17 protein-coding genes, 2 tRNA genes, 1 rRNA gene and 1 other annotated feature are annotated in these 23563 nt (G+C 65.3%); of the genes, 10 read left to right on the top strand and 10 right to left on the bottom strand.

The window, feature by feature from the left end; all coding sequences use genetic code 11:
- Nucleotides 1–6: 6 nt before the first annotated feature.
- Together MEBOL_RS00100 and MEBOL_RS00095 are read right to left on the bottom strand one after the other, a co-directional pair.
- On the bottom strand, nucleotides 7–963 hold the full coding sequence (locus MEBOL_RS00100) for an endo alpha-1,4 polygalactosaminidase (RefSeq protein WP_095975506.1): 957 nt from the start codon (nucleotides 961–963) through the stop codon (nucleotides 7–9).
- 128 nt (nucleotides 964–1091) lie between these two features.
- On the bottom strand, nucleotides 1092–1700 hold the full coding sequence (locus MEBOL_RS00095; RefSeq protein ID WP_095975505.1) for a TetR/AcrR family transcriptional regulator: 609 nt from the start codon (nucleotides 1698–1700) through the stop codon (nucleotides 1092–1094).
- Nucleotides 1701–1802: 102 nt separating this feature from the next.
- Here MEBOL_RS00095 and MEBOL_RS00090 point away from each other — a divergent pair, with 102 nt between their 5' ends.
- The 5 genes from MEBOL_RS00090 (at nucleotide 1803) to MEBOL_RS00070 (ending at nucleotide 9432) form a co-directional block, all read left to right on the top strand.
- Nucleotides 1803–2768, top strand: a complete 966-nt coding sequence (locus tag MEBOL_RS00090) for an NAD-dependent epimerase/dehydratase family protein (protein WP_095975504.1) — start codon at nucleotides 1803–1805, stop codon at nucleotides 2766–2768.
- A gap of 296 nt (nucleotides 2769–3064) precedes the next feature.
- A complete protein-coding gene (locus MEBOL_RS00085) occupies nucleotides 3065–5074 on the top strand; it encodes a di-heme oxidoreductase family protein (protein WP_245919316.1) in 2010 nt (669 codons plus the stop codon).
- 63 nt (nucleotides 5075–5137) lie between these two features.
- Nucleotides 5138–6646 (top strand): serine/threonine-protein kinase, encoded by a 1509-nt coding sequence (locus MEBOL_RS00080; protein ID WP_095975502.1) that lies wholly within the window; start codon nucleotides 5138–5140, stop codon nucleotides 6644–6646.
- Between the two features lie 217 nt (nucleotides 6647–6863).
- Nucleotides 6864–7676 (top strand): SDR family NAD(P)-dependent oxidoreductase, encoded by an 813-nt coding sequence (locus MEBOL_RS00075; protein WP_095982478.1) that lies wholly within the window; start codon nucleotides 6864–6866, stop codon nucleotides 7674–7676.
- A 211-nt stretch (nucleotides 7677–7887) separates the two neighbouring features.
- Entirely contained in the window at nucleotides 7888–9432 is a 1545-nt protein-coding gene (locus MEBOL_RS00070; RefSeq protein ID WP_245919313.1) for a S28 family serine protease, read from the top strand.
- Between the two features lie 52 nt (nucleotides 9433–9484).
- Here MEBOL_RS00070 and MEBOL_RS00065 read toward each other — a convergent pair whose 3' ends face one another.
- Genes MEBOL_RS00065 through MEBOL_RS00045 form a run of 5 tightly spaced genes read right to left on the bottom strand, consistent with a single transcriptional unit; the run spans nucleotide 9485 to nucleotide 13432 of the window.
- Complete coding sequence (locus tag MEBOL_RS00065) at nucleotides 9485–10063, bottom strand: biotin transporter BioY (RefSeq protein ID WP_095975500.1); 579 nt, start codon at nucleotides 10061–10063, stop codon at nucleotides 9485–9487.
- Entirely contained in the window at nucleotides 10060–10671 is a 612-nt protein-coding gene (locus MEBOL_RS00060; protein WP_095975499.1) for an energy-coupling factor transporter transmembrane component T family protein, read from the bottom strand. Before MEBOL_RS00060 ends, MEBOL_RS00065 begins: the two co-directional genes overlap by 4 nt.
- Entirely contained in the window at nucleotides 10668–11342 is a 675-nt protein-coding gene (locus tag MEBOL_RS00055; protein WP_095975498.1) for an energy-coupling factor ABC transporter ATP-binding protein, read from the bottom strand. Before MEBOL_RS00055 ends, MEBOL_RS00060 begins: the two co-directional genes overlap by 4 nt.
- A gap of 47 nt (nucleotides 11343–11389) precedes the next feature.
- Nucleotides 11390–12418 carry an NADP-dependent oxidoreductase gene (locus MEBOL_RS00050; protein WP_095975497.1) on the bottom strand — a complete coding sequence of 343 codons (1029 nt, stop codon included), beginning with the start codon at nucleotides 12416–12418 and terminating at the stop codon, nucleotides 11390–11392.
- A 27-nt stretch (nucleotides 12419–12445) separates the two neighbouring features.
- Nucleotides 12446–13432 (bottom strand): aldo/keto reductase, encoded by a 987-nt coding sequence (locus tag MEBOL_RS00045; RefSeq protein WP_095975496.1) that lies wholly within the window; start codon nucleotides 13430–13432, stop codon nucleotides 12446–12448.
- A gap of 321 nt (nucleotides 13433–13753) precedes the next feature.
- Here MEBOL_RS00045 and MEBOL_RS00040 point away from each other — a divergent pair, with 321 nt between their 5' ends.
- Nucleotides 13754–15928: a PAS domain-containing protein gene (locus MEBOL_RS00040; RefSeq protein WP_095975495.1), complete on the top strand. Its 2175-nt coding sequence runs from the start codon at nucleotides 13754–13756 to the stop codon at nucleotides 15926–15928.
- A gap of 27 nt (nucleotides 15929–15955) precedes the next feature.
- On the opposite strand, the gene MEBOL_RS00035 is transcribed toward MEBOL_RS00040, so the two are convergent.
- Nucleotides 15956–16423, bottom strand: coding sequence for a MaoC family dehydratase (locus MEBOL_RS00035; RefSeq protein WP_095975494.1), 468 nt, complete (start codon nucleotides 16421–16423; stop codon nucleotides 15956–15958).
- A 46-nt stretch (nucleotides 16424–16469) separates the two neighbouring features.
- Complete coding sequence (locus tag MEBOL_RS00030) at nucleotides 16470–18722, bottom strand: ATP-binding protein (protein WP_095982477.1); 2253 nt, start codon at nucleotides 18720–18722, stop codon at nucleotides 16470–16472.
- Nucleotides 18723–18974: 252 nt separating this feature from the next.
- Here MEBOL_RS00030 and MEBOL_RS00025 point away from each other — a divergent pair, with 252 nt between their 5' ends.
- Entirely contained in the window at nucleotides 18975–19580 is a 606-nt protein-coding gene (locus MEBOL_RS00025; protein WP_095975493.1) for a hypothetical protein, read from the top strand.
- A gap of 5 nt (nucleotides 19581–19585) precedes the next feature.
- Here the strand turns inward: MEBOL_RS00025 and MEBOL_RS00020 are convergent, their stop codons facing one another.
- A complete protein-coding gene (locus MEBOL_RS00020; RefSeq protein ID WP_095975492.1) occupies nucleotides 19586–19957 on the bottom strand; it encodes a YccF domain-containing protein in 372 nt (123 codons plus the stop codon).
- A 1058-nt stretch (nucleotides 19958–21015) separates the two neighbouring features.
- Here MEBOL_RS00020 and MEBOL_RS00015 point away from each other — a divergent pair.
- The 3 genes from MEBOL_RS00015 (at nucleotide 21016) to MEBOL_RS00005 (ending at nucleotide 22953) form a co-directional block, all read left to right on the top strand.
- Nucleotides 21016–22551 (top strand): 16S ribosomal RNA (locus MEBOL_RS00015).
- 184 nt (nucleotides 22552–22735) lie between these two features.
- Nucleotides 22736–22812, top strand: a tRNA-Ile gene (locus tag MEBOL_RS00010).
- Nucleotides 22813–22880: 68 nt separating this feature from the next.
- Nucleotides 22881–22953: transfer RNA gene (locus MEBOL_RS00005), tRNA-Ala, on the top strand.
- Nucleotides 22954–23202: 249 nt separating this feature from the next.
- Nucleotides 23203–23563: a sequence feature (23S ribosomal RNA rRNA prediction is too short), on the top strand.

The raw sequence follows: 23563 nt of genomic DNA, 5'->3' as shown, positions 1-23563 counted from the left end.
CTGCTGCTACCAGCAGGTGATGCCGATGTTGTTGTAGCGCACCGCCGAGGTCTTGTAGACCAGGGTCCTCATGTCACCCTGGGCGAAGCCGCTCTCGCCGCAGGCGCACGTCGCCTGGGTTCCCGTGCAGGACGTCCAGTTGATGACATCGCCCCCGGCGTCCTCGCGGTACTCGGCATTGAAGACCGCCTTGTTCTGCGCCACGAAGGAGTTCTTGTAGACGCCGCACTCCTTGTAGCGCTGGCACTCCTCGTTGATGGCGAAGTCGAAGGACGAGGCGAGCTGGGAGACCTGGTCGATGTCGTTCTTGAGCGCGATAGCCAGACACTTGGCGTGCGCGGTATCGGCCAACCAGCGGTTGTAGGCGAGTTGATCGGCCGCTGTGATTCCCCAGCAGGCCTGGTCGGTGCAGGAAATCTCCGAATCGTGCGAGTAGGCATCGACGTTGTCCGGCTCGACCGCGTCGCAGCCCTTGTCACGCGCCAGTTGCAGCCGCGCTTCCATCACGGTCCGCACCGCGGGCTTCCGGTGGTCCAGCCACCACTCGCAGCTTCCGCCGGCCTGGCACCAGTCCCCCAGGATATGGACGGATTGAGCGCAGTTTTCCCCGGGGCTGCAATAGGTGTCCTGGGGGAACTGGTTGGCATCGCCTCGCCAGTTCTCATAGGTGCCCGCGCTGAAATAGCAGACGACCTTCTTACCGGCGCTCTTGTACTGCTGAATCTTCGCGGCGGTGGTGTCGTAGAGGTCGACGACGTAGACCTGGGCATTGAGGTTGGTGGGAATGGAGCTGTTCTCGAGGTCCCACGTCCAGGTGGTTCCCTTGGGGAAGCTCACGGGAGTGCAGGCCGCGGCAGAAGTGGAGTCGGTGACCGGCGTGCCGGGCTCCTCCATGTCTTGGGCCATGCAGCCGCAGAGAAGCACTGAGAGCCAGGGGGTCAGCCACGCGAACTTTTTCGACATCACGCCTCCTATTCAGCCGTGAGCCATTCCTTTAGCGAAAGTGGATTCACGGCTTCTCCTGGATTGCCAGATAGCCTGTTTAAGCGGGTCTGTGCCAGGAAACAAACGAGTGATGGGCGTGGAAAGGCTCAGCGCTTCGTGCCCTGGCGGGAACACAGGGCCGTGAGGGTGTCCACCAGTTCCTCGACGGAGGACGAGGGGAAGATGGGGCAGGTGAGCTTGAGGCTGACCAGGCCGTGCATCGCGCCCCAGAGCGTCTCGGCCAGGGGGAGGGTGCTCAGTGAATCCGGGGTCTCCCCCTGTGCCTTCAAGTCCTCCGCGAGCCGCACGAGCACCTGGAAGGCCCGGCCTCCCGCGTCCTCGGAGCTCCGGAAGATGTCGGTGGTGTACTTCGGGTCGGTCATGAACAGCAGCCGGTACGTCTCCGGGTGCTCGAGGCCGAAGCCGACGTAGGCCCCCGCGAGCGACCGCAGTCGCCGGGACGCGACGGGCTCGTGGCTCAAGGGCTCCAACCGGGCGAGCAGCTCCTCGAAGCCCTCCAAGCAGAGGGCTCGGGCGATGGCATCCCGATTCTCGAAGTGCAGGTAGATGGCCGCGGGCGAGTACTCGATGGCCTCGGCGAGCTTGCGCATCGTCAGCCCCTCGAAACCCTCGCGCACGACCATCTCCCTCGCCACCCGGAGGATGGCGGCGCGCACCTCCGCCCGCTGTCGCTCCCGGCGCTCCACGGTCCCCATGGCGGTGCGTCCTCCTTGACTTGGTGAACGAGTCACAATATCTGAACGGCGTTCACTGAACGGTGTTTATAAGCTGAACGCTGAAAACAACGGAGGCGAATCATGGGAAAGATGGCGCTGTGGGGCGCGGCGGGTGCGATCGGACAGAGCATCGCGGACGCCTTGCGAGCTCAGGGGCGGCCGTACCGGGTGGTGGGCCGTTCGCTCGGGGGGTTGAAGGCCGCGTTCGGGAACGATCCGTTGGCGGAGGCGGTGACGTGGAACCCGGAGGACGCGGCATCGGTGCGCGCGGCGGCTCGGGGCGTCGACACGCTCGTCTACCTCGTCGGGGTGCCCTACCACGACTTCGGGCTCCACCCGGTGCTGATGCAGCGCACGCTCGATGCCGCCATCGCGGAGGGGGTCGAGCGCATCGTGCTCATCGGCACGGTGTACCCCTATGGCCGCCCCCAGACGGCGCTCGTGGGAGAGGGCCATCCGCGAGAGCCGCACACCTTCAAGGGGCAGATGCGCAAGCGGCAGGAGGACCTGGTGCTCGCCGCGGATGCCGCTGGACGCATCCGAGGCACCGTGCTGCGTCTGCCCGACTTCTACGGGCCCCGGGCGGACAAGAGCTTCTTGTATTCGGCCTTCCAGACGGCGCTCGCGGGGGGGACGGCGAACCTGGTGGGCCCCATCGACGTGCCGCACGAGTTCGTCTTCGTCCCCGATGTGGGGCCCGTGGTGCTCTCGCTGGCGGACGAGCCGGGGGCCTATGGGCGTTTCTGGAACCTGGCGGGGGCGGGGGCGACGACCCAGCGGGCCCTGGTCGAGCGCATCTTCGCGGAGGCGGGCCGTGCGCCTCGCTTCCGGGTGGCGTCGAAGCTGATGCTGCGGCTGCTCGGACTGCGCGATCCGTTCCTGCGCGAGCTCGTGGAGATGCACTACCTGCTCACGAATCCAGTCCTCCTGGATGACACGGCACTGCGAGGGTTGCTCGGAACGGTGCGCAAGACGTCCTATGACGAGGGCATCCGTCTGACCCTGCGCGCGATGGCCGCGAAGGAGCGGATGCCGGGCGCGGCGTGACTGTCATTGTAATCTTGAGTATTGAGAAATAGGGGTTGGCGCGTTTTTCCGGGAGGCGATAAGCAAAAGCCATCGCTTCGTGGGTGATGTCAGGATATAAACGGGGGTGCTGCCCAAAACCAAATAAGGAGGCGCCCCTGAACTCCAGGACACCGGCAACAACGTCCCCTGAACCATCCGGCTGCCCATCCACTTCAACCCTGGCGGCCGTATTCGCCGCCGCTGTTTCGTTGACGGCGTGTGGTGGCGGTAGTGAAGGCGGCAACCCAGCTCAGCCCACTCCGCCGGGAACGGGCGTGACGGCTGCCTACACCCCCCTGTTCGCGGCCGACACCGCACCCGTCGAGCAGATCCAATACACGGAGCCCGACGGAACCCTCGTCACCTTCATGGGTGCCCGGCCCACCGAACGCCATGCGCGTGAGCGGGGCGAGGCCTGGGATGCCCCCGACCAGGGCCCGGGCCGGTACTTCACCTTCCCCACCTTCTATTTCCAGAACCGGACCTTCGGTCTCGAGATCCGCGACGAAGTGCCCGCCGGGCGCCAGCGCATCTCGGTGTACCTGCACGTCAATGATGGCACGTTCCGGGGCACGACCTTCAGCCTGTTCCGCAACATCAACAACCCCAATGTGCGCGACTTTGGCTGGTCGTTGAACTACGGCTTCAACAATCCGCTGGAGGGCAACCAGCCCATCTGCCACGCCGGCGAGCGCAATTGCATGATGTCCTTCACATCCAATTGGCGCACGTCCCCCCACAGCCCGTTGAAGATTGGCGACAAGATCGAACTGGCCCCCGCGCCGCGCCTCCTGAGTCCGGTCATCGACGGAGGCGGTGAGCGTTATTACTCGTTCGAGCAGCTCTACGTGGTGGGCAAGGGCATGCGCCCCTGGTATGGCATTGTGCCCAATCTGGATTCCGAGCCCTTGCCTGACTCGACCCTGCTGGGCGGCCAGGCCAGTGTGTCATACAACTACTCGGAAGAGCCGCATCGGGTGTTCCAGCAGATGGCCAACAACATCGGCATCGGCAACACCAAGCGGTTCGTGCAGGGGCGCCGTCTGTTCCACACCTCGTTCGCCGACGGCAAGCACTCCGAGCACCCGACGACCAATCCGGTGTTCACCGCGCACATGGGGCAACTGGGTCCGCGCTACAACCAGGCGCGCTGCATCGAATGCCACGTGAGCAACGGCCGCAGCACGGTGCCGGCCCTGGGCGCGCGGCTGGAGACCTTGTCCGTGCTCACGGGAGCCGCGGGCGCCAGCGGCAAGGTGTTGCCCGACCCCACCTATGGCCTGAACGTGCAGCAGCAAGCCGCCTCCACGACCGCCGCCAACTACACGGTCAGCGTGGCGTCCTACGTCAAGACGGTGCGCACGCTGGCGGGTGGCGAGCAGGTGGAACTGGTCAAACCGGTTTACTCCTTCAAGGGGCCGGTGCCGTCGCTCTACTCCGTGCGGCAGGCCCCGCAGGTCATCGGCATGGGCTTGCTGGAAGCCGTGGCCGAGCCCACCATCCTGGCGCTGGCCGACCCCAACGACGCGAACGGTGACGGCGTGCGCGGTGTGCCGCACTGGGTGAACAACCCCGAGACCGGCGAGGTGCACCTTGGCCGCTTCGGTTGGAAGGCCACCAAGGCGAGCCTGCGCCATCAGATCGGCGATGCGCTCGTGAAGGACATGGGCGTCACCTCACCCGTGTTCCCGTCCTACAGCTGCCAGCGAGGCGCGCCGGACTGCCACGGCGCCACGGGCGCCACGGCGTTGTCGGAGGACGAGCTCCAGCGGATGTCGGATTACCTGTCGCTGATCGGCGTGCCGGCCCAGCGCAGTCTGCGCAGCGGCTATCCCGAGGGCATCCGCGTGTCGCCCGAGCACGACGTGAACCCGCAGCTGATCGCACGCGGCGGTGCCGTCTTCGCCGAGGCTCGTTGCACCTCCTGCCATACACCGGAGATGACCACGGGCAACACCCACCCGTTCGCCGAGCTGCGCGACCAGACCATCCGCCCGTACACCAACATGTTGTTGCACGACATGGGTCCGGAGCTGGCCGACACGCTGACGGAAGGCCAGGCGGGCCCGAGCCTGTGGCGCACGGCGCCGCTGTGGGGTCTGGGTTCGCTGAAGTATGTGCAGGGGGGCGCGCAGAACGTGCGTTACCTGCACGACGGCCGCGCCCGCACCCTGACCGAGGCCATCGTGTGGCACGGGGGTGAGGCGAGCGCCAGCCGCGCCCGGTTCGAGGCGTTGCCGAAGGCGGACCGTGACGCGTTGATCGCCTTCCTCGAGTCCTTGTGACCTGAAGCGAAGAGGGGAGGAGCCGTCCTCCCCTCGCCTCCGTGTGAGCTAGACTGCCGGGCCATGCCCCCTGTGGTCGCTCCCGCGTCGCACTCCGCCCGGCTGTTGCAGGAGTACCTGGATCAAGACGTCGTCCCCCGTGAGATGTCCATCGCCCGGTTCATGTGCGGCCTCATGTCGCTCGGGTGTGTGGCGGCGCTGGTGTTCTCCGGGATGATTGGCTGGGGTCTGTCGTTGACGCTCGCGGGGCTGACCTTCGTCCTGGCCGCCTATTACGCGCTCTCGCTGTGGACCTTGCACCGGGGCAGCTTCCACCCGGCGCTCCAGTGGGTGGACAGCGCCATCACCGTGTCCATCCCCGCGCTCGTGTTCGTCACGGACGGGGTCTTCCACGGCCCCGAGTACGCGCTCACCACGCCCCCGTTGGTCATCTGGGGGGCCCTCATCGTCGTGTGCGCGCTCCGGGCGGGCCAGCGTCTGGCGTACTTCGCCGCCGCGCTCGCCGCCCTGGAGTACCTGGTCATCTACTTGGTGCTCATCCAGCCGAAACTCCCTCCCGAGGCCTTGAATACGCTGTCGCCGCCGATGGTGGGCCTGCGCTGTGTGTTCCTCTTCGCCTATGGGCCGCTGACGGCCCTCCTGGCGCGGCTCATCGTGAGCAAGGCCGAGGCCGCGTTGAGCGCCATCCGCGAGAAGGACGTGATGGGCAAGTACTTCCTCCACGAGCGGCTGGGCGTGGGAGGCATGGCCGAGGTGTTCCGCGCGACATACAGCCCAGAGGGCGGCTTCGAGAAGCAGGTAGCCATCAAGCGCGTGCTGCCCGCGTACGCGGACAACGAGGAGTTTCTCGCCCTGTTCCGGCGCGAGGCGGAATTGGGCTCGCTGCTCATCCATCCCAACATCGTCCAGGTGCTCGATCTGGGCAGGCACCAGGGCGCCGTCTTTCTCTCCATGGAGTACGTGCAGGGCCTGACGATGAGCGCGCTGCTCAGGCGCGTTCCCGGGCGCCGGCTGCCCCCGGCGGTGGTGGCCTATATCGGCGTGGAGATCGCGGGGGCGCTGGGATACATGCACGCCCGCGCGGACACGAACGGCGAGCCCCTGATCCTCGTGCATCGCGACCTGAACCCACCCAACATCCTGTTGTCACGCGTGGGGGAAGTGAAACTGTCGGACTTCGGCATCGCGCGCGCGGCCAGCCGGGTCGCCCTCACCCAGGCGCATGCGGTGCGTGGCAAGGCGGGTTACATGTCGCCGGAGCAGATCCGCGGCGAGCCCCTGGATGGACGTTCGGACCTCTTCGCGCTTGGACTCACCCTGCATGAGGCGCTCACCGGAGCGCGCACCATTCAGGGCGACAGCGAGGCCGAGTTGATGGCCGCCACCGTCTACCAGACGCCCAAGGCGCCTTCCGAGCTCGTGCCAGGCATCTCCCCCACGTTGGATGCCATCGTCATGGATTTGCTGCGTCAGGATCAAGCGCAGCGCCCCCCACGGGGGAGGTGCTTCAGCGGCGACTGCTGGCGCTCACGGGTCCGGAGGCGCCCCTGCCACACGGTCGGCATCAGTTGATCGAGTTGTTGCGTCAGGTCTCGGAGCCGCCCGCCTCAGCGCCCCAGCCGCTTCCGCTCGCTCCAGGCGTGGTCGTCTCTGGGTGAACGCTCCTGAGCAGGGAGCCAACCAACCGCTTCCATCCTCTGATGGATACACCTCGCGCTGCTTGTCCGGGCCCGTTCGTGACCCAACCTTGAAGCCGTCTCTGAATTCTCAGAACGACGGAGGAATGGACATGGCTCGGAGCGAGACAACGAAGACGCGTCCCCTGGCGGTCGTCACGGGGGCCTCCAGTGGCATTGGCTACGAGCTGGCGAAGCAGTTCGCCCAGAAGGGTTTCGACCTCCTGGTGGTCGCGGAGGACCCGGGCATCGTCAGGGCGGCCCAGGCCTTGGAGGGCCTGGGTGGCCGGGTGGAGAGCATGCAGGTGGATCTCGCCAGATATGAAGGCGTGGAGCAGCTCTACGAGCGCATCCAGTACGCGGGCCGTCCCGTGGACGCGATCGCCATCAACGCCGGGGTGGGCGTGGGCGGTGACTTCGCCCGCGACACGGACCTCCAGGCGGAACTCAACCTCATCAGTCTCAACGTCACGTCCTCCGTCCATCTCGCCAAGCGCGTGGTGAAGGACATGGTGGAGAGAGGCGAAGGCCGCATCCTGTTCACCTCATCCATCGCCGCGACGATGCCCGGCCCGTTCGAGGCCGTGTACGCCGCCTCCAAGGCGTTCCTGCTGTCCTTCGCCGAGTCCATCCGCAACGAACTCAAGGACACCGGGGTGACGGTCACGGCGCTCCTGCCAGGACCCACGGAGACCAATTTCTTCCACCGCGCGGGCATGGATGACACCCGGGTCGGCACGGACAAGAAGGACAGTCCGGAGCTCGTCGCGCGCCAGGGCTTCGAGGCCTTGATGGAGGGCACGGACAAGGTCGTCGCGGGCTCGTTCAAGAACAAGGCCTTCGTCGCCGCGGCCGCGGTGCTGCCTCCCACCACCACGGCGGAGTTGCACCGGGCGCTGTCGGAGCCGGGTTCGGCTCGTCACTGAGTCTGGAGCCGGCGGGTCTGCGGTACGTTCGCCTCGACGGACTCGCTTGAGTCCGGTGTGAATGATCGAGGCGTTCATGAGTTCCCGTGGCCGTTGGAGTCGCTGTTCCTTCGTATTGATCTCCTTGGGCGTGCTGCTCGTTCAGACAGCATGCGGAGGAGACAAACCCACCCCGCTGCCGGACTCGGGTGTCCAGGGTCCTGACTCCGGCATGAAGGAGCCCAGCCCGGATCCGGTGGACTCGGGTTCTCCGACGGGCGACGCGGGCATTCCGGACGCGGGCATTCCGGTGGAGGATGGAGGCCAGTCAGAGGACGACGCGGGAACGGATGGAGGCTCGGGCGGGACGGATGGGGGCGGCTCCATGTGCGGTGGAGCCACTTCCCTGTACGAGCGCCTTGCTTCCCCAGGGGATGCGCGAGTCGTCGCGGACACGACGGAGGACATCCTGGTCCGCTTGAGTGCCATTCCGGGGCTCACCGTGGAGGAACGGTCCAGCGGGGTCTCCGGCTACCGCTACTTCCTCATGTCCTACGATCAGCCGGCGGATCACCACCGTCCGGAATGCCAGCGGTTCACGCAGCGCCTGGCGTTGTGGCACAAGTCGGACACGGCGCCGATGGTGCTCTCCACGAGTGGCTACTATCTCTCCACGGGCCGGACCGAGCTGATGCAACTCCTGGGGGCGAACCAGCTCTCGATCGAGCATCGCTTCTTCCCTCCGAGCATTCCGTCACCCGCGGACTGGAGCCAACTGACCATCCAGCAGTCGGCGGCGGACTTCCACCGCGTCGTCCAGGCCTTCAAACCCATCTACGGTGGCCGGTGGCTGTCCACGGGAGCCAGCAAGGGCGGAGAAGCGGTGGTGTTCTTCCGGCGCTTCTACCCCCAGGACATCGACGGCACGGTGGCGTACGTCACGCCCATCGCACGAGCGGATGACGCGCGCTTCCCGGCCTTCCAGGACGCCGTGGGAGGCGCCGAGCAGGCGGCCTGCCGCGAGCGCATCCACACCTTCCAGCGCACGGTGCTGGAGCGGCGTCCGGAGATGTTGGACCTGTTGCGAGACTACGCCTCGCGGACGGGGCAGACGTTCAACCAGCTCGGCTTGGACAAGGCGCTGGAGCATGCCGTCATCGAAACCTATTTCGCCTTCTGGCAGTACTCGGACCCCTCGGAATGTGAGCTGTTCCTGGGGCCTGAAGCGAGCAACCAGTACCTGCTGGATGCCATGAACTACTTCGTGGGTCTGTCCACGTTCGCCGACACGGGCTCCGGGAGCATTGGCCGGTTCGCGGCGTACTACTACCAGGCGGCGGTGGAGCTGGGCTGGCCCCGGCCCTACGAAGACTTCCTGGGCAGCCTCATCTACTTCCCCAACACGGACATCGCGCCGGTCTACTCGCCGCCCGGTCTGCCGCTCGTCTTCCAGGCCCAGGCGATGCAGGACATCCAGGATTGGGTGTCCACCCAGGGCGAACGATTGTTGTTCATCTACGGAGAGCTGGATCCGTGGAGCGCGGCGGCGTACTCGCTCGGGAACGCCCAGGACTCGTACGTGTACGAGGTGCCGGGTGGCAATCACGGCGCTTCCATCAGCCAGCTTCCCGAACCGCTGCGGACACAGGCCCAGGACACGGTGCGCCGGTGGGCGGGGGTGACCACCATGAAGCGGGTACCCACCGTGCCCCGGCCCCAGTACCCGGAGTTCGCGCCGCACCTGCCACCGCGTCTGCGGGGGCATCAGGCGCCGTAGCGGTGGATCCACGGGGCTCGGGAGCGATGGGCTCCCGGGCCCTGGGGCCCGTTCACTGATGGGCGGTGGGCGGAGGCTCGGCGGGGCGGGGCGCGGGAATGAGCGGCCAGGCGCGCTTCAGGGTGACGGCGGTGGAGGCGGCGAGGGCCGCCTTCACGAGGTCCCCGGGAACGAACACGAGTGAGCCGAGCGCGGCCTTGGCGAGCGGCAGTTTCGCGACCACGGCGAGCCAGGGGATGCCCACGGCGTAGAGGACGACGATGCCGCCCAGCACGTTGATGGCGAAGGCGAGCGGCACTGATAGGGACGCCCAGGCCCGCTCGGTGAGCCACCCGATGAGGAAGGCCGCGGGCAGCCAGCCCACGAAGAAGCCCCCCGTGGGTCCGGGGTAGACGGCGAGCCCGCCATTGCCTCCCGCGAGCAGGGGCAATCCCGCGGCCACGAGCAGATGGAAGAGGCCCAAGGCCAGGCCCGCCTTGCGCGCCCCGAGCGTGGAGCCCGCGAGCATCACCCCCAGCGTCTGCGCGGTGATGGGCACGGGCAGCCAGGGCAGGGGGAAGGGCGGGAGCAACCCGAGCGCGGCCACGAGGGCGGCGAACAGGGCGACATGGACGAGATCGCGGGTCTTCACGAAGGGTCCTCGGAGTCGAAACAGCGCGCGTCGATGGCCTCGGCGAGCGCGTCCGCGGTGCGCAGCGTCTTGACGAGCAGGGGCACGAGCAGGGCCAGGGGATCGCGCTCCAGGCCGCGCACGCTCTGGGCCTCGCGCACTTCGCGCACCCACGTGGCCATCAAGGGGATGAAGCGCAGGGTGAGCGACAGCATCAGGCTCAGGCGGGCGGGGCTCACGCCGAAGCGAGCCAGGGGCCGCAGGGCGCGCTGCAGCGTCTCGAGTTGGTCCGAGGCGCGCGTGGTGAGGGAGACGAGCGTGGCGAGCAGCAACAGGAGGGCGAGTCGCAGCACGGTCTGCACCGCGGTGTCCCATCCGGCCAGCCACCCATGCAGGAGAAACAGGGGCACGAGCATCCAGGCGAGCAGACGCGCCATGGGTGCCAGTTCGCGAGGGTGGATGCGTGCGAGCGCGAAGAGGCCGAGCGTGGCGGCCAGCGCGGTGCCGAGCACCGGAGGGGACGGGAAGAGCAGGAGCCCGAGGCCCGCCCCGAGCAACCCGGCCATCTTGGCGCCCGCCGAGGCCGTGTGGACGGGCGAGTCGCGGTGCAGGTAGAGGCCGAGGCTCACGCCATGCTCCGCACGTAGGCCTCGAGCGCCACCGCGGGCACATCATCGAGGACGATCCGGCCCTCGTCGAAGACGAGCACGCGGTCGAAGTCGTGCAGCAGCTCCAGATCGTGGGTGACGACGATGGCCGTCTGGGGCAGGGCGTGGATGGCCTGGGCGAGCCGGCGCTTGTTGCGCAAGTCCAGCAGCGTGGTGGGCTCGTCGAAGACGATGTAGCGCGGCTCCATGACGAGCACGCTGGACAGGGCGAGCAGTTGCTTCTGGCCTCCGCTCAGCAGGTGGGCGGGATGGTGGCGAAGCGCTTCCAGGTCATGGCGGCGCAGGGCGGCGGTGACACGCGCGGAGACGTCCGCGGGAGGCAGTCGCAGGTTCTTGAGGCCGAAGGCCAGATCCTCCTCGACGGTGGGCAGGACGATCTGGTTGTCCGGGTTCTGGAAGACGAAGCCCACCTGACGGCGGACGGCGCGCGCGTCGGTGCGGGTATCGAGCCCGTCGACGAGCACGCGTCCTCGTTCGGGCACGAGCAGGCCATTGAGGAGCCGCGCGAAGGTGCTCTTTCCGGAACCGTTGCCGCCCACCACGCCCACGCGGCGCTCGGTCAGGTGCAGGTCGAGCCCCTGGAGGACGGGGCGCTCCCCGAAGTGGTGGTGGACGGCGTGAAGCTGGATCATCGCGGCGGAGGAACGCCGGACTGTAGCGCCTTTGGACGCGGGGGTGTCTAGGAACCGGCGGAGTCCGCCGCGATCCTCACGACCATCTTGCCGGTGTTGTCTCCGCGCAGCAGGCCGATGAAGGCCTCGGGGGCCCTCTCCAGGCCGTCCACCACGGTCTCCTCCAGCGTCACCTTGCCCTCGCGCAGCCAGCCGGACATGTCACGCAGGAAGTCCGCGTACCGGTCCTGGTGGTCGGAGACGATGAAGCCACGCAGCGTGAGCCGCTTGCCCACGGCGAGTATGAGGTTGCGGGGTCCCGGTGTGGGCGAGGTGGCGTTGTACTGGGAGATGGCGCCACACAGGGCGATGCGCCCGTGGTTCTTCATCTTCCCGATGGCCGCCTCGAGCTGCTCGCCGCCCACGTTGTCGAAGTAGACGTCGATGCCCTCGGGGCACAGCGTGTCCAGGGCTTGCGCCGCGGGGCCGTCCTTGTAGTTGAAGGCCGCGTCGAACCCGAGCTTCTCGCGCAGGTGCGCCACCTTCTGGGCCGAGCCGGCGCTGCCCACGGTGCGGCAGCCCTTGAGCTTGGCGATCTGCCCGACGAGCCCGCCCACCGCGCCGGCCGCGCCGGAGACGAACACCGTCTCACCCGCGACGGGCTTGCCGATGTCGAGCAGTCCCACGTACGCCGTCTGGCCCGGCATGCCGAGCACACCGAGGTACGCCTGGAGGGGGGCCAGCTTCGGGTCCACCTTGGAGTAGCCCTTGGCGTTGCCCACGCTGTAGTCGCGCCAGCCGCCGCTGCCCACGACGAAGTCACCCTCCTTGAGCGCGGGCGAGCGCGAGCGGACCACCTGGCCCACCGCGCCTCCATCCAGCGCCTGGCCGAGCTGGAAGGGCGGGACGTAGGACTTGGTGTCGTTCATCCGGCCCCGCATATAAGGATCCACGGACATGAAGTGGTTGCGCACGAGCACCTGTCCCTCGGCGGGTTCGGGGATCGTCACCTCCACCAGCTCGAAGTTGGACTGCGTGGGCTCTCCCTGCGGGCGAGACTTCAGGTGGATCTCCCGTCCTTTACGTCCCTCGGCCATGTCGTCTCCTTGTGCGTGTCGTGGGCACTACCCCAGCCATTCAGGATGCTTGGTCGTGCCGTCGAAGTGGATGCTCGTCTTGTATTTCTCGAGTGCTCCGTCCTTCGCCACTTTTTCGGTCTTGGCGAGCAATGCCTGGACCTGTTTCTCCGACAGGGGCTGGAAATCCCGGGCGACCTTCAGGGCTTGATCCACCCGAGCCAGGGAGTCCATTCCGGTGATGGTCACGCTCACGGGCAGGGACAGGGCGTAGCGCAGGCACTCGGGAGCGGTCACCGCCTTGCTCTGCAGGATGAAGGAGCCCCCCAGGGGCTTCATGCCGAGCACGGCGATCTCCTCGCGCACGAGCACGGGAAGCACGCGCTTCTCGAAGCTATCGTAGTGGGCATCCAGCACGTTGAGCGGCATCTGCACGGCGTCGAAGCGGAAGCCGTGCTGTTGGGCGGCTTCGAGCATGCGCAGGTGCATGGCGGGTGATTTGTGGCCGGTGAAGCCCAGGAATCGCGCTTTGCCCGCCTTGCGTGCCTCCTCCATGGCCTCGATGGCGCCGCCCTGCGCGAAGGAGCGTTCGGGATCGTTGTCGTGGATGATCTCGTGCAACTGCAGCAGATCCAAGTGATCCGTGCGCAAGCGCTGGAGCGACTCGTCGATCTGCGCCGCGGCGGTCTTCTTGTCGCGGCCATCGATCTTCGTCATCAGGAAGGCCTTGGCGCGGTAGCCGTCCTGGAGGGCCTTGCCCATGCGCAGCTCGCTCTGTCCCTCGTTGTAGTCCCAGCAGTTGTCGAGGAAGTTGATGCCGTTGTCGAGCGCGCGCCGGATGATGCGGATGCTCTCGGCCTCGTCCTTCTGCCGGCCGATGTGGGCGCCACCCAGTCCGATGCAGGACACCTGTTCGCCCGTGCGCCCCAGCTTGCGGCGGGGGATTTCCCGGGCGGAGGGGGGCTTGCTCGCGGCGATGGCATTGGAGGCGACCATCAGGGCGAGCGTGGCTTCGAGGAATTCCCTGCGGTTCATGGTGGCGTCCTCTCGAGTCAGCGCGGTAGTACGCGGCGTTGGCCGGAGCACCTTGAGCCGATGGGGGAACCCCTTCAACGCCTGTCTTTCAGACGGTGACGCGCGCGTGACCCTCCGTTGACCGGCGTACGAGGCACCACGTGGACTGAAGGATAGTGGGCACTTAACATGCGACGCCATCCCTTACCGGACAGTCCGCTTGTATGTCGGGGTGACCCACCGTGCATTGGTCGTCCGAAGGTCCTTTTTTAGGTCCAACGGATTGTCTTGGTGAAGGGCTGCGTTCCTATGTCTCGACGGCGTTCTCTTCTCGCCAAGGTTATGACTCCTCCTGTTCCGCCGATCGTCGACGAGAGCCAACGACTCGAAGCCCTCGCGCGCACCGGCCTCCTCGATACGCTTCCCGAGCCGGAGTACGACGACCTCGTGCGGCTCGCCGCCGAGTCCTGTGGCACGCCCATCGCGCTCATCAGCCTGGTGGACCGGGATCGGCAGTGGTTCAAGGCGAACGTGGGGCTACCCGGTGTGGAGGAGACGGATCGTTGCATCTCCTTCTGTTCCCACGCCATCGAGCGCGGCGAGATCTTCCTCGTCGAGGATGCACGGGCCGACGAGCGCTTCGCCACCAATCCGCTGGTCCTGGGCCATCCCTTCATCCGCTTCTACGCGGGGGCGCCCCTCCAGACGGAGGACGGCTTCTTCCTGGGAACCCTCTGCGTCATCGATCAGCGCTCGCGCACCCTGAGTGAGGCCCAGCGCGACAGCCTGCTGGGGCTCAAGCGGCAGGTCGAGTTGTTGATGCGCATGCGCGCGCAGATGAACACGATGCGGGCGCGCAACGAGGAGCTGGCACGGGCGCACGAGCACATGCGTGCGCTCAACGTGCGCCTGCGGGCGGAAATGGATGAGCGCCAGCGGATCGAGGGACAACTCCGTGAGCAGCAGGCGCTGCTCAGCAGCATCCTCACGCACATTCCGTATTCGATTTTCTGGAAGGATCGCCGCGGCGTCTACCTGGGGGCCAACCCACGGTTCGCTCAGGACCTGGGGCTGGGCACGCCCGAGGAAGTCCTGGGGAAGACGGATCTGGAACTGCCCATGCCGCGTGCTCAAGCCGAGGCCTATCGCCGGGACGACTTCGCGATCATGGAATCGGGTCAGCCCAAGTTGTCCTTCGAGGAACCCCTGCACCGCGCCTCGGGGGAGGAGGCCTGGGTGCTGACGAGCAAGGTACCGCTCAAGCATCCGGATGGCTCGGTGAGGGGCATGGTGGGCATCTACGCGGACATCAGTGAGAGCCGTCGGCAGCAGGCCGCGGTGCAGGATGCGAAGCTGCTCGTGGAGCGCCACGTGGCGAACCTGGAAGCGCAGATCCGCGAGGCTCACCTTCGCAACCACCACCTCATGCAGAACTCGGGAGAGGCCGTCTTCCTGCTGAACGAGGAAGGCAGCGTGCTGGACCTCAATCCCGTGGCGCTGCGTCTCATGGGCGCCTCCGAGGATGACCTGCGGGGCCTTTCCTTCGAAACGTTCGCGCCAGAGAAGAGTCGTGAGCCGTTGCGCCGGGCGCTGAGGGATTTGCGCGTGGTGGGAACGGTGCGGCTCGAGAGTCAGGTGCTGGAATCGCCCAAGGGAGGCCGGCTGATGCTGGACCTGGCCGCCTCGCTCCAGGTGACGGGAAACACCCGGCGGTTGCTCGTGGTCGGCCATGACGTCACCGAGAAGTGGCGGCTCGAGCAGCAGGCCATCCAGAACGAGCGGCTCGCCTCCATGGGCGCGCTGGCGGCGGGCATCGCCCATGAGATCAACAACCCCATGGCGTACGTGCTCTCCAACCTCACCTATCTCCAGGAGTGCCGTGACGAGCTGGCGCAGGCGTTGGAGCCCCTGCCGGGCGTGCCGTCGCGAGTGCTCGATACGCTCGCCGAGCTGAAGGACATCCTGGCCGAGTCCCTGTCCGGAGGCCGACGCGTCCGGGACATCGTGCGCGACATGCGCTTCTTCTCGCACACGGCGGGTGAGGAACTGGCGCCAGTGGATCTGCACGCGTGCCTGGACGTCGTGTTGCGCATGGCGCACGGCGAACTCAAGCACGTGGCTCGGGTGGACAAGCGCTATGACAGCGCGCTGCCGCTGATTCCCGCCAGCGAGGGGCGGCTCAGCCAGGTCTTCCTCAACCTGGTGGTCAACGCCGTGCACGCCATGCGTTCCGGGAAGCCGGAAGACCAGGTGCTCCGGGTCGTCACCCTGCGCGATGGAGACTGGGCGCGCATCGAGATCTCGGACTCCGGTACGGGCATTCCTCCCGACGTCCTGCCGCACATCTTCGAGCCGTTCTTCACCACGAAACCGGCGGGGGCGGGAACCGGACTCGGGCTGTCCATCAGCCTGTCCATCATCCAGAAGATGGGGGGAGGGATTCAGGTGCGCAGCGAGCTGGGCGTGGGCACGACCTTCACCTTGAGCCTGCCCGTCCATGGACGGGATCCGGGATAGGGTGATGTACCCTCCGCCCATCGGGCCTCATCCGAGCAGGAAGCGGTAGAGCACCTCCGCGGCGCAGGCGGGCTTGGACGAGCCCTCGATCTCGATGTTCGCGAGCAGGAGGGCCTCGACGCCCTTGGGCAGGTCCTTGAGTTCCTTGAGCTCGAGGGTCAGCCGGTAGCGGGCTCCGGACTCGAGGGGAGCGGGAAAGCGGACCTTGTTCAAGCCGTAGTTGAGGACGAGCGGGAAGCCTCGGATCTCCACGGCCTCGAAGAACAGACCCGCGATGCGCGAGACGCTGAAATAGCCGTGGGCGACGGGCACGCCGAAGGGAGACTCCCGCTCACACCGTTCGCGGTCCACGTGGATCCACTGGAAATCGCCCGTGGCCTCGGCGAAGCGGATGATCTCCTGATCCGTGAGCGTCTTCCATCCGGAACTGCCGAGTGTGCGTCCGGCGGCGGCCCTCAGTCCTTGAAGCCCCTCGATGATGGTCTTGTCCGTCATGAGCGGGGGTCTTATCAGCCCGGAAGGGGGGCCGCCCACCGCGCTGTTACGCCTTGGCCTGGGTGTTGAGGGGTTCTGGATGGATGGGCAGCTCGAGCGTGAACATGGCACCGCGGCCGACTCCCTCGCTGCTCGCGGTGAGTGAGCCGCCCATCTCCTGGGCCGCGAGGGCGCTGGAATGCAGGCCGAAGCCGTGTCCTTCCTCGCGGGTGGTGAAGCCATGTTGGAAGATGCGCGTGAGCATCTCCGGCGCGATGCCGATGCCATTGTCCCTCACCGTCAGGAGGATGCGATCTTCTTGGGGGCGGCGAAGGATCACGGTGATGCAGCGCTGCTCCTCGGGAATGGATTCCAGGGCGTACTTGGCGTTGCTGATGAGGTTGACCAGGATCATCAACACCTTGTGCTTCTCGGTCATGATGGGAGGCAGGGCCTCCAGATCGCTCTCCACGCGGACGGAGTGGCGGCCGAGCGCGGCCTGGTTGATGCGCAAGGCGTCCTCGACGAGCTCCGCCAGATTGACGGGCTCGTACAGGTGCTGGGGCGTGCGGGCGTAGTGCTGCTGCAGCTTGACGATGGCGCCGATGTGCTCGGTGTACCGGCTGACGTCATTGAGCAGGGCGTTGATCTCCTCGCGTTCCTCCTGCATGTGCTTGCCCAACCGGGAGAGGAAGGGGAGGGCATTGCGTCCCCGCTCGTCGCTCGTGAGGAAGGCCGCGAGGTTGGTCCGATGTTCCTCGAGCAGGACGACCACTTTCTCCACGCTCTCCAGCTTCAATCCGGACAATCGTTCTCGTGCGATCACCGCCGAGGTATGGACGCTGTTGAGCACGTTGCCCACGTTGTGCAGGACGTTGGTGGCGACCTCGGCGCGGCCCACCTGCCGGGCGGTCTCGATGAGCTGTCGGTGGACGTCCTGCAGTTCCTGGGTGCGGTGTTCCACCCGTTGCTCAAGTCCCTCGTTGGCTTGCCGCAGGGCGTCCTCGCGCCGCTGCAACTCGATGGCCATGCGCTGGAAGGCGTGGGCCAGCCGACCCAGCTCGTCGCGGCGGGTGAGGTCCAACCCGACCTTGAAGTCACCCGAGGCGAGGGAGTCGGCGGCATCGCTGAAGGACAACAGGGGCCGGGAGATCTTCTGCTTGAGCACCCAGTACATGATGCCCAGCTCCAGGAGCAGCGACACGACGCCGAACGCCAACACGTACTTGGCCGCACCGAGGGCGGTCTTGGACACGACCTTCTCGGGCAGGAGGGTCACGAAGTTCCAGCCGGGGCCGGTGAGCTTGGCCATGGCCGCGTACTCACCGGACTCGGGAATCCGCATCGTGTGTGCCTCGGGGGTACGCCGGAGTTGCTTGAAGATGGAGTTCAGGTGGAGGCGCAGCGCGGTGGAGTCGGACTGTTTGAACGGGGCATCGGGCAGATGGATGCCGCTGAGCAGGTTGTAGCTGGTCTCGGCCCCCTCCATGTTCAGCTCGGGATGGGCGATGAGCTGTCCATCGTCGCGGAAGAGCATGTTGTAGGTATCGGGCAGGTGGTCGCTGGTGGTGCGCTCCATCAACTCCTGGATGAGGATGTCGTGAGTGAGGGTCGCGGAGTGGCGGCCGTCCATGTCCACGGGGGTGGAGGCCGAGACCGTCCACGTGTGCGCGACGGGATCTCCGATGATGCCGGACCAGACGGTCCTCCGTTGCGGATCCTGCGCGGGAGTGCTGAGCGTGTAGAACTCGTAGTCAGTGACGTTGAAGGTGGGTGTGGCCTCATGGCACCAGTGCGGACGGGAGGGCCAGTACAGCACCACCGCGCCTCCGGGCAGGGTGATGTACGTATCGGTGAAGCGCACATGGAAGGCGGGGGCGTACTGCGACAGCACGTCGTGGGAGGCGAGCAGCCAGCGTTGGAGGTCCGGATCGACGGCCAGCCCTTGGGGGACGAAGAGGCAGGGCATCCGGGTGCCATCGAAGCCCTCGAGCCGGCTGCGGGTGGTGCCGTCCGGCAAGGAGACGAACAGCCGGTCAAAGGCGGCGCGAGGATCTTTCTGGCGCCAGAAGAGCACCCGCTCCTTCAACATCTTCTTGAGGAAGACGTGGTTGTCCTCCGCGAGCACGAAGATGGCTTGTTCTCGCTGTGCGCGCTCCAGCACGCTGCGTTCCAACTGGATGAGCGTTGAATCACGGGCGGAGTTGAAGATCTGCAGGTAGCTGAAGAAGGTGGTCAGCGCGATGATGAACGCGATGCGCACGCCCATGTGAATGAGCGTCGAGCGGGCCAGGGAGGATGAAGCAGGAGGGGGCTGCATGGCCATGGGGGCGCGCGAGGGTCGACTCCGGGAGCGCCTGATTCAGGCCTTGGGAGTCGGTGGAGCCCACGAGGGGCGGTATAGGCCAGGGTACCACTGCCGACCGAAACGAGCAGTCGCGGCACGGAGTGGGTGTGATGAGGAGGGGTCGGACGTAGCGGACAGGCCGGCCGATGGTGAAGCACCCCTTGAGGTGGTCGCCTGGGTGCTCGATGATAGCGGGAGCCCACCTTGCTGGCCCATGAGCGCCCCATGTCTCGCACCGTGTTGAGCCTCTTCTCCTTGTTGTGGGTCCTCATACCGCGAGTGGCACTGGCGAATGATGACGTGCTGACGCGGGTGCGGAGCTGGTTCTCGAATCTGGGCAAGCCCACGCCGCCCCCTGAAGAAGAGGAGGAGGATCTGGGGGCGCGCAATACGTTCACCGTCAACCCCCTGGCCCTCAGGCACGCCCAACTGGGAATCGAGTACGAACGGGCGATTGGCGGACGGCTCTCGTTGTATGCGGCGCCGGAGTTTTCGTACGGCCGCACACCAGAAGCGTGGGCGCTAGGGCTCGCGGGAACGCTGGGAACCCGGCTTTTCGTACTGGGAACCGCCCCAAGTGGCATCTTCTTCGGGCCTGAACTGAGCGTGAACTACCAACTCCGTTTTCAGGACCACGTGAAGCGGAGAGGGCTTGGGTTGGGACTGGGCGGGAGCGTTGGCTGGACCCTGGTCTTGTTCGACCGATTCACGCTTTCGGCGGGCTTTTCCGCCCAGTACCGCTCGATTCCCGACCTGGAGTCACCGCAGGAGGGGGCACTCCGAGTGGAGATCGTCCCCACTCCTCGACTGGCTTTCGGTGTGGCCTTCTGACGTGCTCATGAAGGGCGCACGATCTTGCCGAAGGGGGCGAGGGCCAGCAGGGCGAGCTTGACGTGTTGGATGGCGAAGGGGATGCCGATGATGGTCACCGCCAATCCCAGGGCGAGCCCGATGTGGCTGAGGAAGATCCATATACCGGCGACGAGGAGCCAGAAGACGTTGAGGATGCAGCCGATGGAACTGCTCCCCGGAGCGTCAACGATGTCCTTGCCAAACGGCATCAGCCCGAGCCCCGCGAGCTTGAAGCATTGGACGCCAAACGGGATGCCGATGACGGTGAGGCAGAGCAGGAGTCCGCCGAGCAGGTACTCGAGCGCGATGATGAATCCGCCGAATACGATCCAAAGAAGGTTGAGGAGCAGTCGCATAGGGGGAACTTAGCTCGCGAATGTTGCTCAGGGGGGATGCTGGGCAGGTGGTGGAGGCACTGGAGAAGGAGCCCCGTACAGGCCCTGATGGCCCTTTTCGCTTGGTTGCCGAGCAATCCGGCATGCACGGCTCAGTTCGGCGAGGGCTCTCCGAGCGAGGTGGGTAACCGGCCTTGGGCGTCAGGTCCAACTGACAGCGGGGTTGACACCCGTTGAGGGAGTGGTAGAAGCCGCGCCCCTTCGAACGGGCAGGCGAAACCGCGCTGGCGGTGGGACGGCGTTCGAGGCCCAGAGAAATAAAGAGTCGACGCAGTGGGGTTGACTCGAAACGCGGTGGTGGTAGAAGCCGCGTCCCCCGAGCGAAGCGGATGTCGCGCAGGCGACAGTCGGCCGGGAGGGGGAAGCACCGGAGTCAACGAAGGGAGTTGACACGGAGGAGGGCGCGGGGCTAGAAGGCGCGCCCCCACGGACGGGAAGGCGAAACCGCACTGGCGGTGGGGACCTCCGGACGCAGCAGGGACAGAGGAAATAAGACGTCAACGAAACGAAGTTGACTCGAATGGCGGCGGTGATAGAAGCCGCCTCCCGCTGAACCGAAAAGGCCGCGCAAGCGACGCTGGACGGGCAGCAGGAAAAACGAGTCGACGAAGCGAGTTGACAGCGGAAGCGGAAAGGCAGTAGGTTCCGCGCCCCTTCGGAAGAAGAAAGCGAAAGCGGACTTCGAGACGAAGCGAAGCGGGGAAGACGAAGTCACAACGGTGACTTGACAGTCGAGCCGGTTCGGAAGTAGAGAAGGCAGCCCGCGCAGCAAGGCGGGACGGCGCCGAAAGGCGAAGCCGATGGTAGCACAGCAGCAAGCCCGCGACAAGCGGTTCGGTCTTTGAAAACCAGATAGCAAGCCCAAAGAAGACAGATTGCGGAAACCGCAGTCAATTCTTGGCAGTAACGGAGTCCGAAGGCGAGTCGGCGAGAGTCGATTGGCAGGACTCCGATGAACAGCGAAGTCAGGCAACCCCTTAGCCGGGACCTGGCCAAGCCGGTTCAACCCTTCAAAAATTCAATTGGAGAGTTTGATCCTGGCTCAGAACGAACGCTGGCGGCGTGCCTAACACATGCAAGTCGAGCGCGAATGGAGCAATCCTAGTAGAGCGGCGCACGGGTGCGTAACACGTGGGTAATCTGCCTGGGTGTCTGGGATAACCAGTCGAAAGATTGGCTAATACCGGATGAGCCCCCGGGAGCTTCGGCTCTTGAGGGAAAAGGTGGCCTCTGTATACAAGCTATCACACCCAGATGAGCCCGCGGCCCATCAGCTAGTTGGCGGGGTAATGGCCCACCAAGGCGACGACGGGTAGCTGGTCTGAGAGGACGATCAGCCACACTGGAACTGAGACACGGTCCAGACTCCTACGGGAGGCAGCAGTGGGGAATTTTGCGCAATGGGCGAAAGCCTGACGCAGCAACGCCGCGTGTGTGATGAAGGTCTTTGGATTGTAAAGCACTTTCGACCGGGACGAAAACCCCCTGGCTAATACTCAGGGGCTTGACGGTACCGGGAGAAGAAGCACCGGCTAACTCTGTGCCAGCAGCCGCGGTAATACAGAGGGTGCAAGCGTTGTTCGGAATTATTGGGCGTAAAGCGCGTGTAGGCGGCTTTGCAAGTCGGATGTGAAAGCCCTCGGCTCAACCGAGGAAGTGCGTTCGAAACTGCAGAGCTTGAGTGCCGGAGAGGGTGGCGGAATTCCCCAAGTAGAGGTGAAATTCGTAGATATGGGGAGGAACACCGGTGGCGAAGGCGGCCACCTGGACGGTGACTGACGCTGAGACGCGAAAGCGTGGGTAGCAAACAGGATTAGATACCCTGGTAGTCCACGCCGTAAACGATGAGAACTAGGTGTCGTGGGTGTTGACCCCCGCGGTGCCGTAGCTAACGCATTAAGTTCTCCGCCTGGGAAGTACGGTCGCAAGACTAAAACTCAAAGGAATTGACGGGGGCCCGCACAAGCGGTGGAGCATGTGGTTTAATTCGACGCAACGCGCAGAACCTTACCTGGTCTTGACATCCTCGGAACCTCTCAGAGATGAGGGGGTGCCCGCAAGGGAACCGAGAGACAGGTGCTGCATGGCTGTCGTCAGCTCGTGTCGTGAGATGTTGGGTTAAGTCCCGCAACGAGCGCAACCCTCGCCTTTAGTTGCCACGCAAGTGGATCTCTAGAGGGACTGCCGGTGTTAAACCGGAGGAAGGTGGGGATGACGTCAAGTCCTCATGGCCTTTATGACCAGGGCTACACACGTGCTACAATGGCCGGTACAAAGCGTTGCCAACTCGCGAGAGGGAGCTAATCGCATAAAACCGGTCTCAGTTCAGATTGGAGTCTGCAACTCGACTCCATGAAGGCGGAATCGCTAGTAATCGCAGATCAGCACGCTGCGGTGAATACGTTCCCGGGCCTTGTACACACCGCCCGTCACACCATGGGAGTCGATTGCTCCAGAAGTCATCTCACCAAGAGGTGCCCAAGGAGTGGTCGGTAACTGGGGTGAAGTCGTAACAAGGTAGCCGTAGGGGAACCTGCGGCTGGATCACCTCCTTTCTAAGGAGACCGGGTACACGGTGAGCGCTTCGGCGCCACAGGGTGTACCAGCCACTTCGGTGGCCGAGGTCGACCAGGTCAACGTTTCTGCAATACTGTCGAGGGCTTGCTGTCTGGTTTTGAGAGGCTGAGCCGAAGGGGCTCGGTTCTTTGAAAGAATTGGACGCTGTGAGGGAAATCCACTGGGCCTATAGCTCAGCTGGCTAGAGCGCGCGCCTGATAAGCGCGAGGTCGGTGGTTCAAGTCCACCTAGGCCCACCAGTCTCCCAAGAGGGGAGGAGGGGTGACGCGAAGACGGCCGGCAAAGTGGGTGCCTACGACACATTACTGGGGCTGTAGCTCAGTTGGGAGAGCGCTAGCTTTGCAAGCTAGATGTCGTCGGTTCGATCCCGTCCAGCTCCACAGGTTGTCCGACATGGAAACACGTCGGAAGCGTTCTTTGACAAGTGCATACGAAGGGTAGAATCAATTTCTGCTGAGAAGTTCTTGCGTGAAGCGGGAGGCAGTCAGGCTGCGAGAGCGGCCCGGCGGCACGAAGCTCACGCACTCAAGCAAGTGAAGTTTTCGGGTCCGCGACGAAGAGTCGGGGCCTGGAGCCTGGTCTCGAAACCAAGGAAACCGCCGGGAGGCGGGCTTCTGAGAGATTCAGGTAAGTAAGCTACTAAGGGCGTGCGGTGGATGCCTAGGTGCCAAGAGGCGAAGAAGGACGTGGGTGGCTGCGNAAAGCTCCGGGGAGTTGCCAACCGAACGTTGAGCCGGAGATGTCCGAATGGGGAAACCCAGCGAGGTGAAAGCCNCGTTACCTCGGCCTGAATAAATAGGGCCGAAGGAGCGAACCAGGGGAAGTGAAACATCTCAGTACCCTGAGGAGAAGAAAACAACGAGTNGATTCCCAGAGTAGCGGCGAGCGAAATGGGAGGAGCCTAAACCGGTGTCATGAAAATGGCATCGGGGTTGCGGGTCCACGGTAGGACCNTTTGTNCTGTTAGCNGAACCACCTGGAAAGGTGGAC

The sequence above is a fragment of the Melittangium boletus DSM 14713 genome (assembly GCF_002305855.1).
Classification (GTDB): domain Bacteria; phylum Myxococcota; class Myxococcia; order Myxococcales; family Myxococcaceae; genus Cystobacter; species Cystobacter boletus.
The sequence above is the reverse complement of the archived record's forward strand: the minus strand, read 5'-3'. Positions and strand labels throughout refer to the sequence as shown.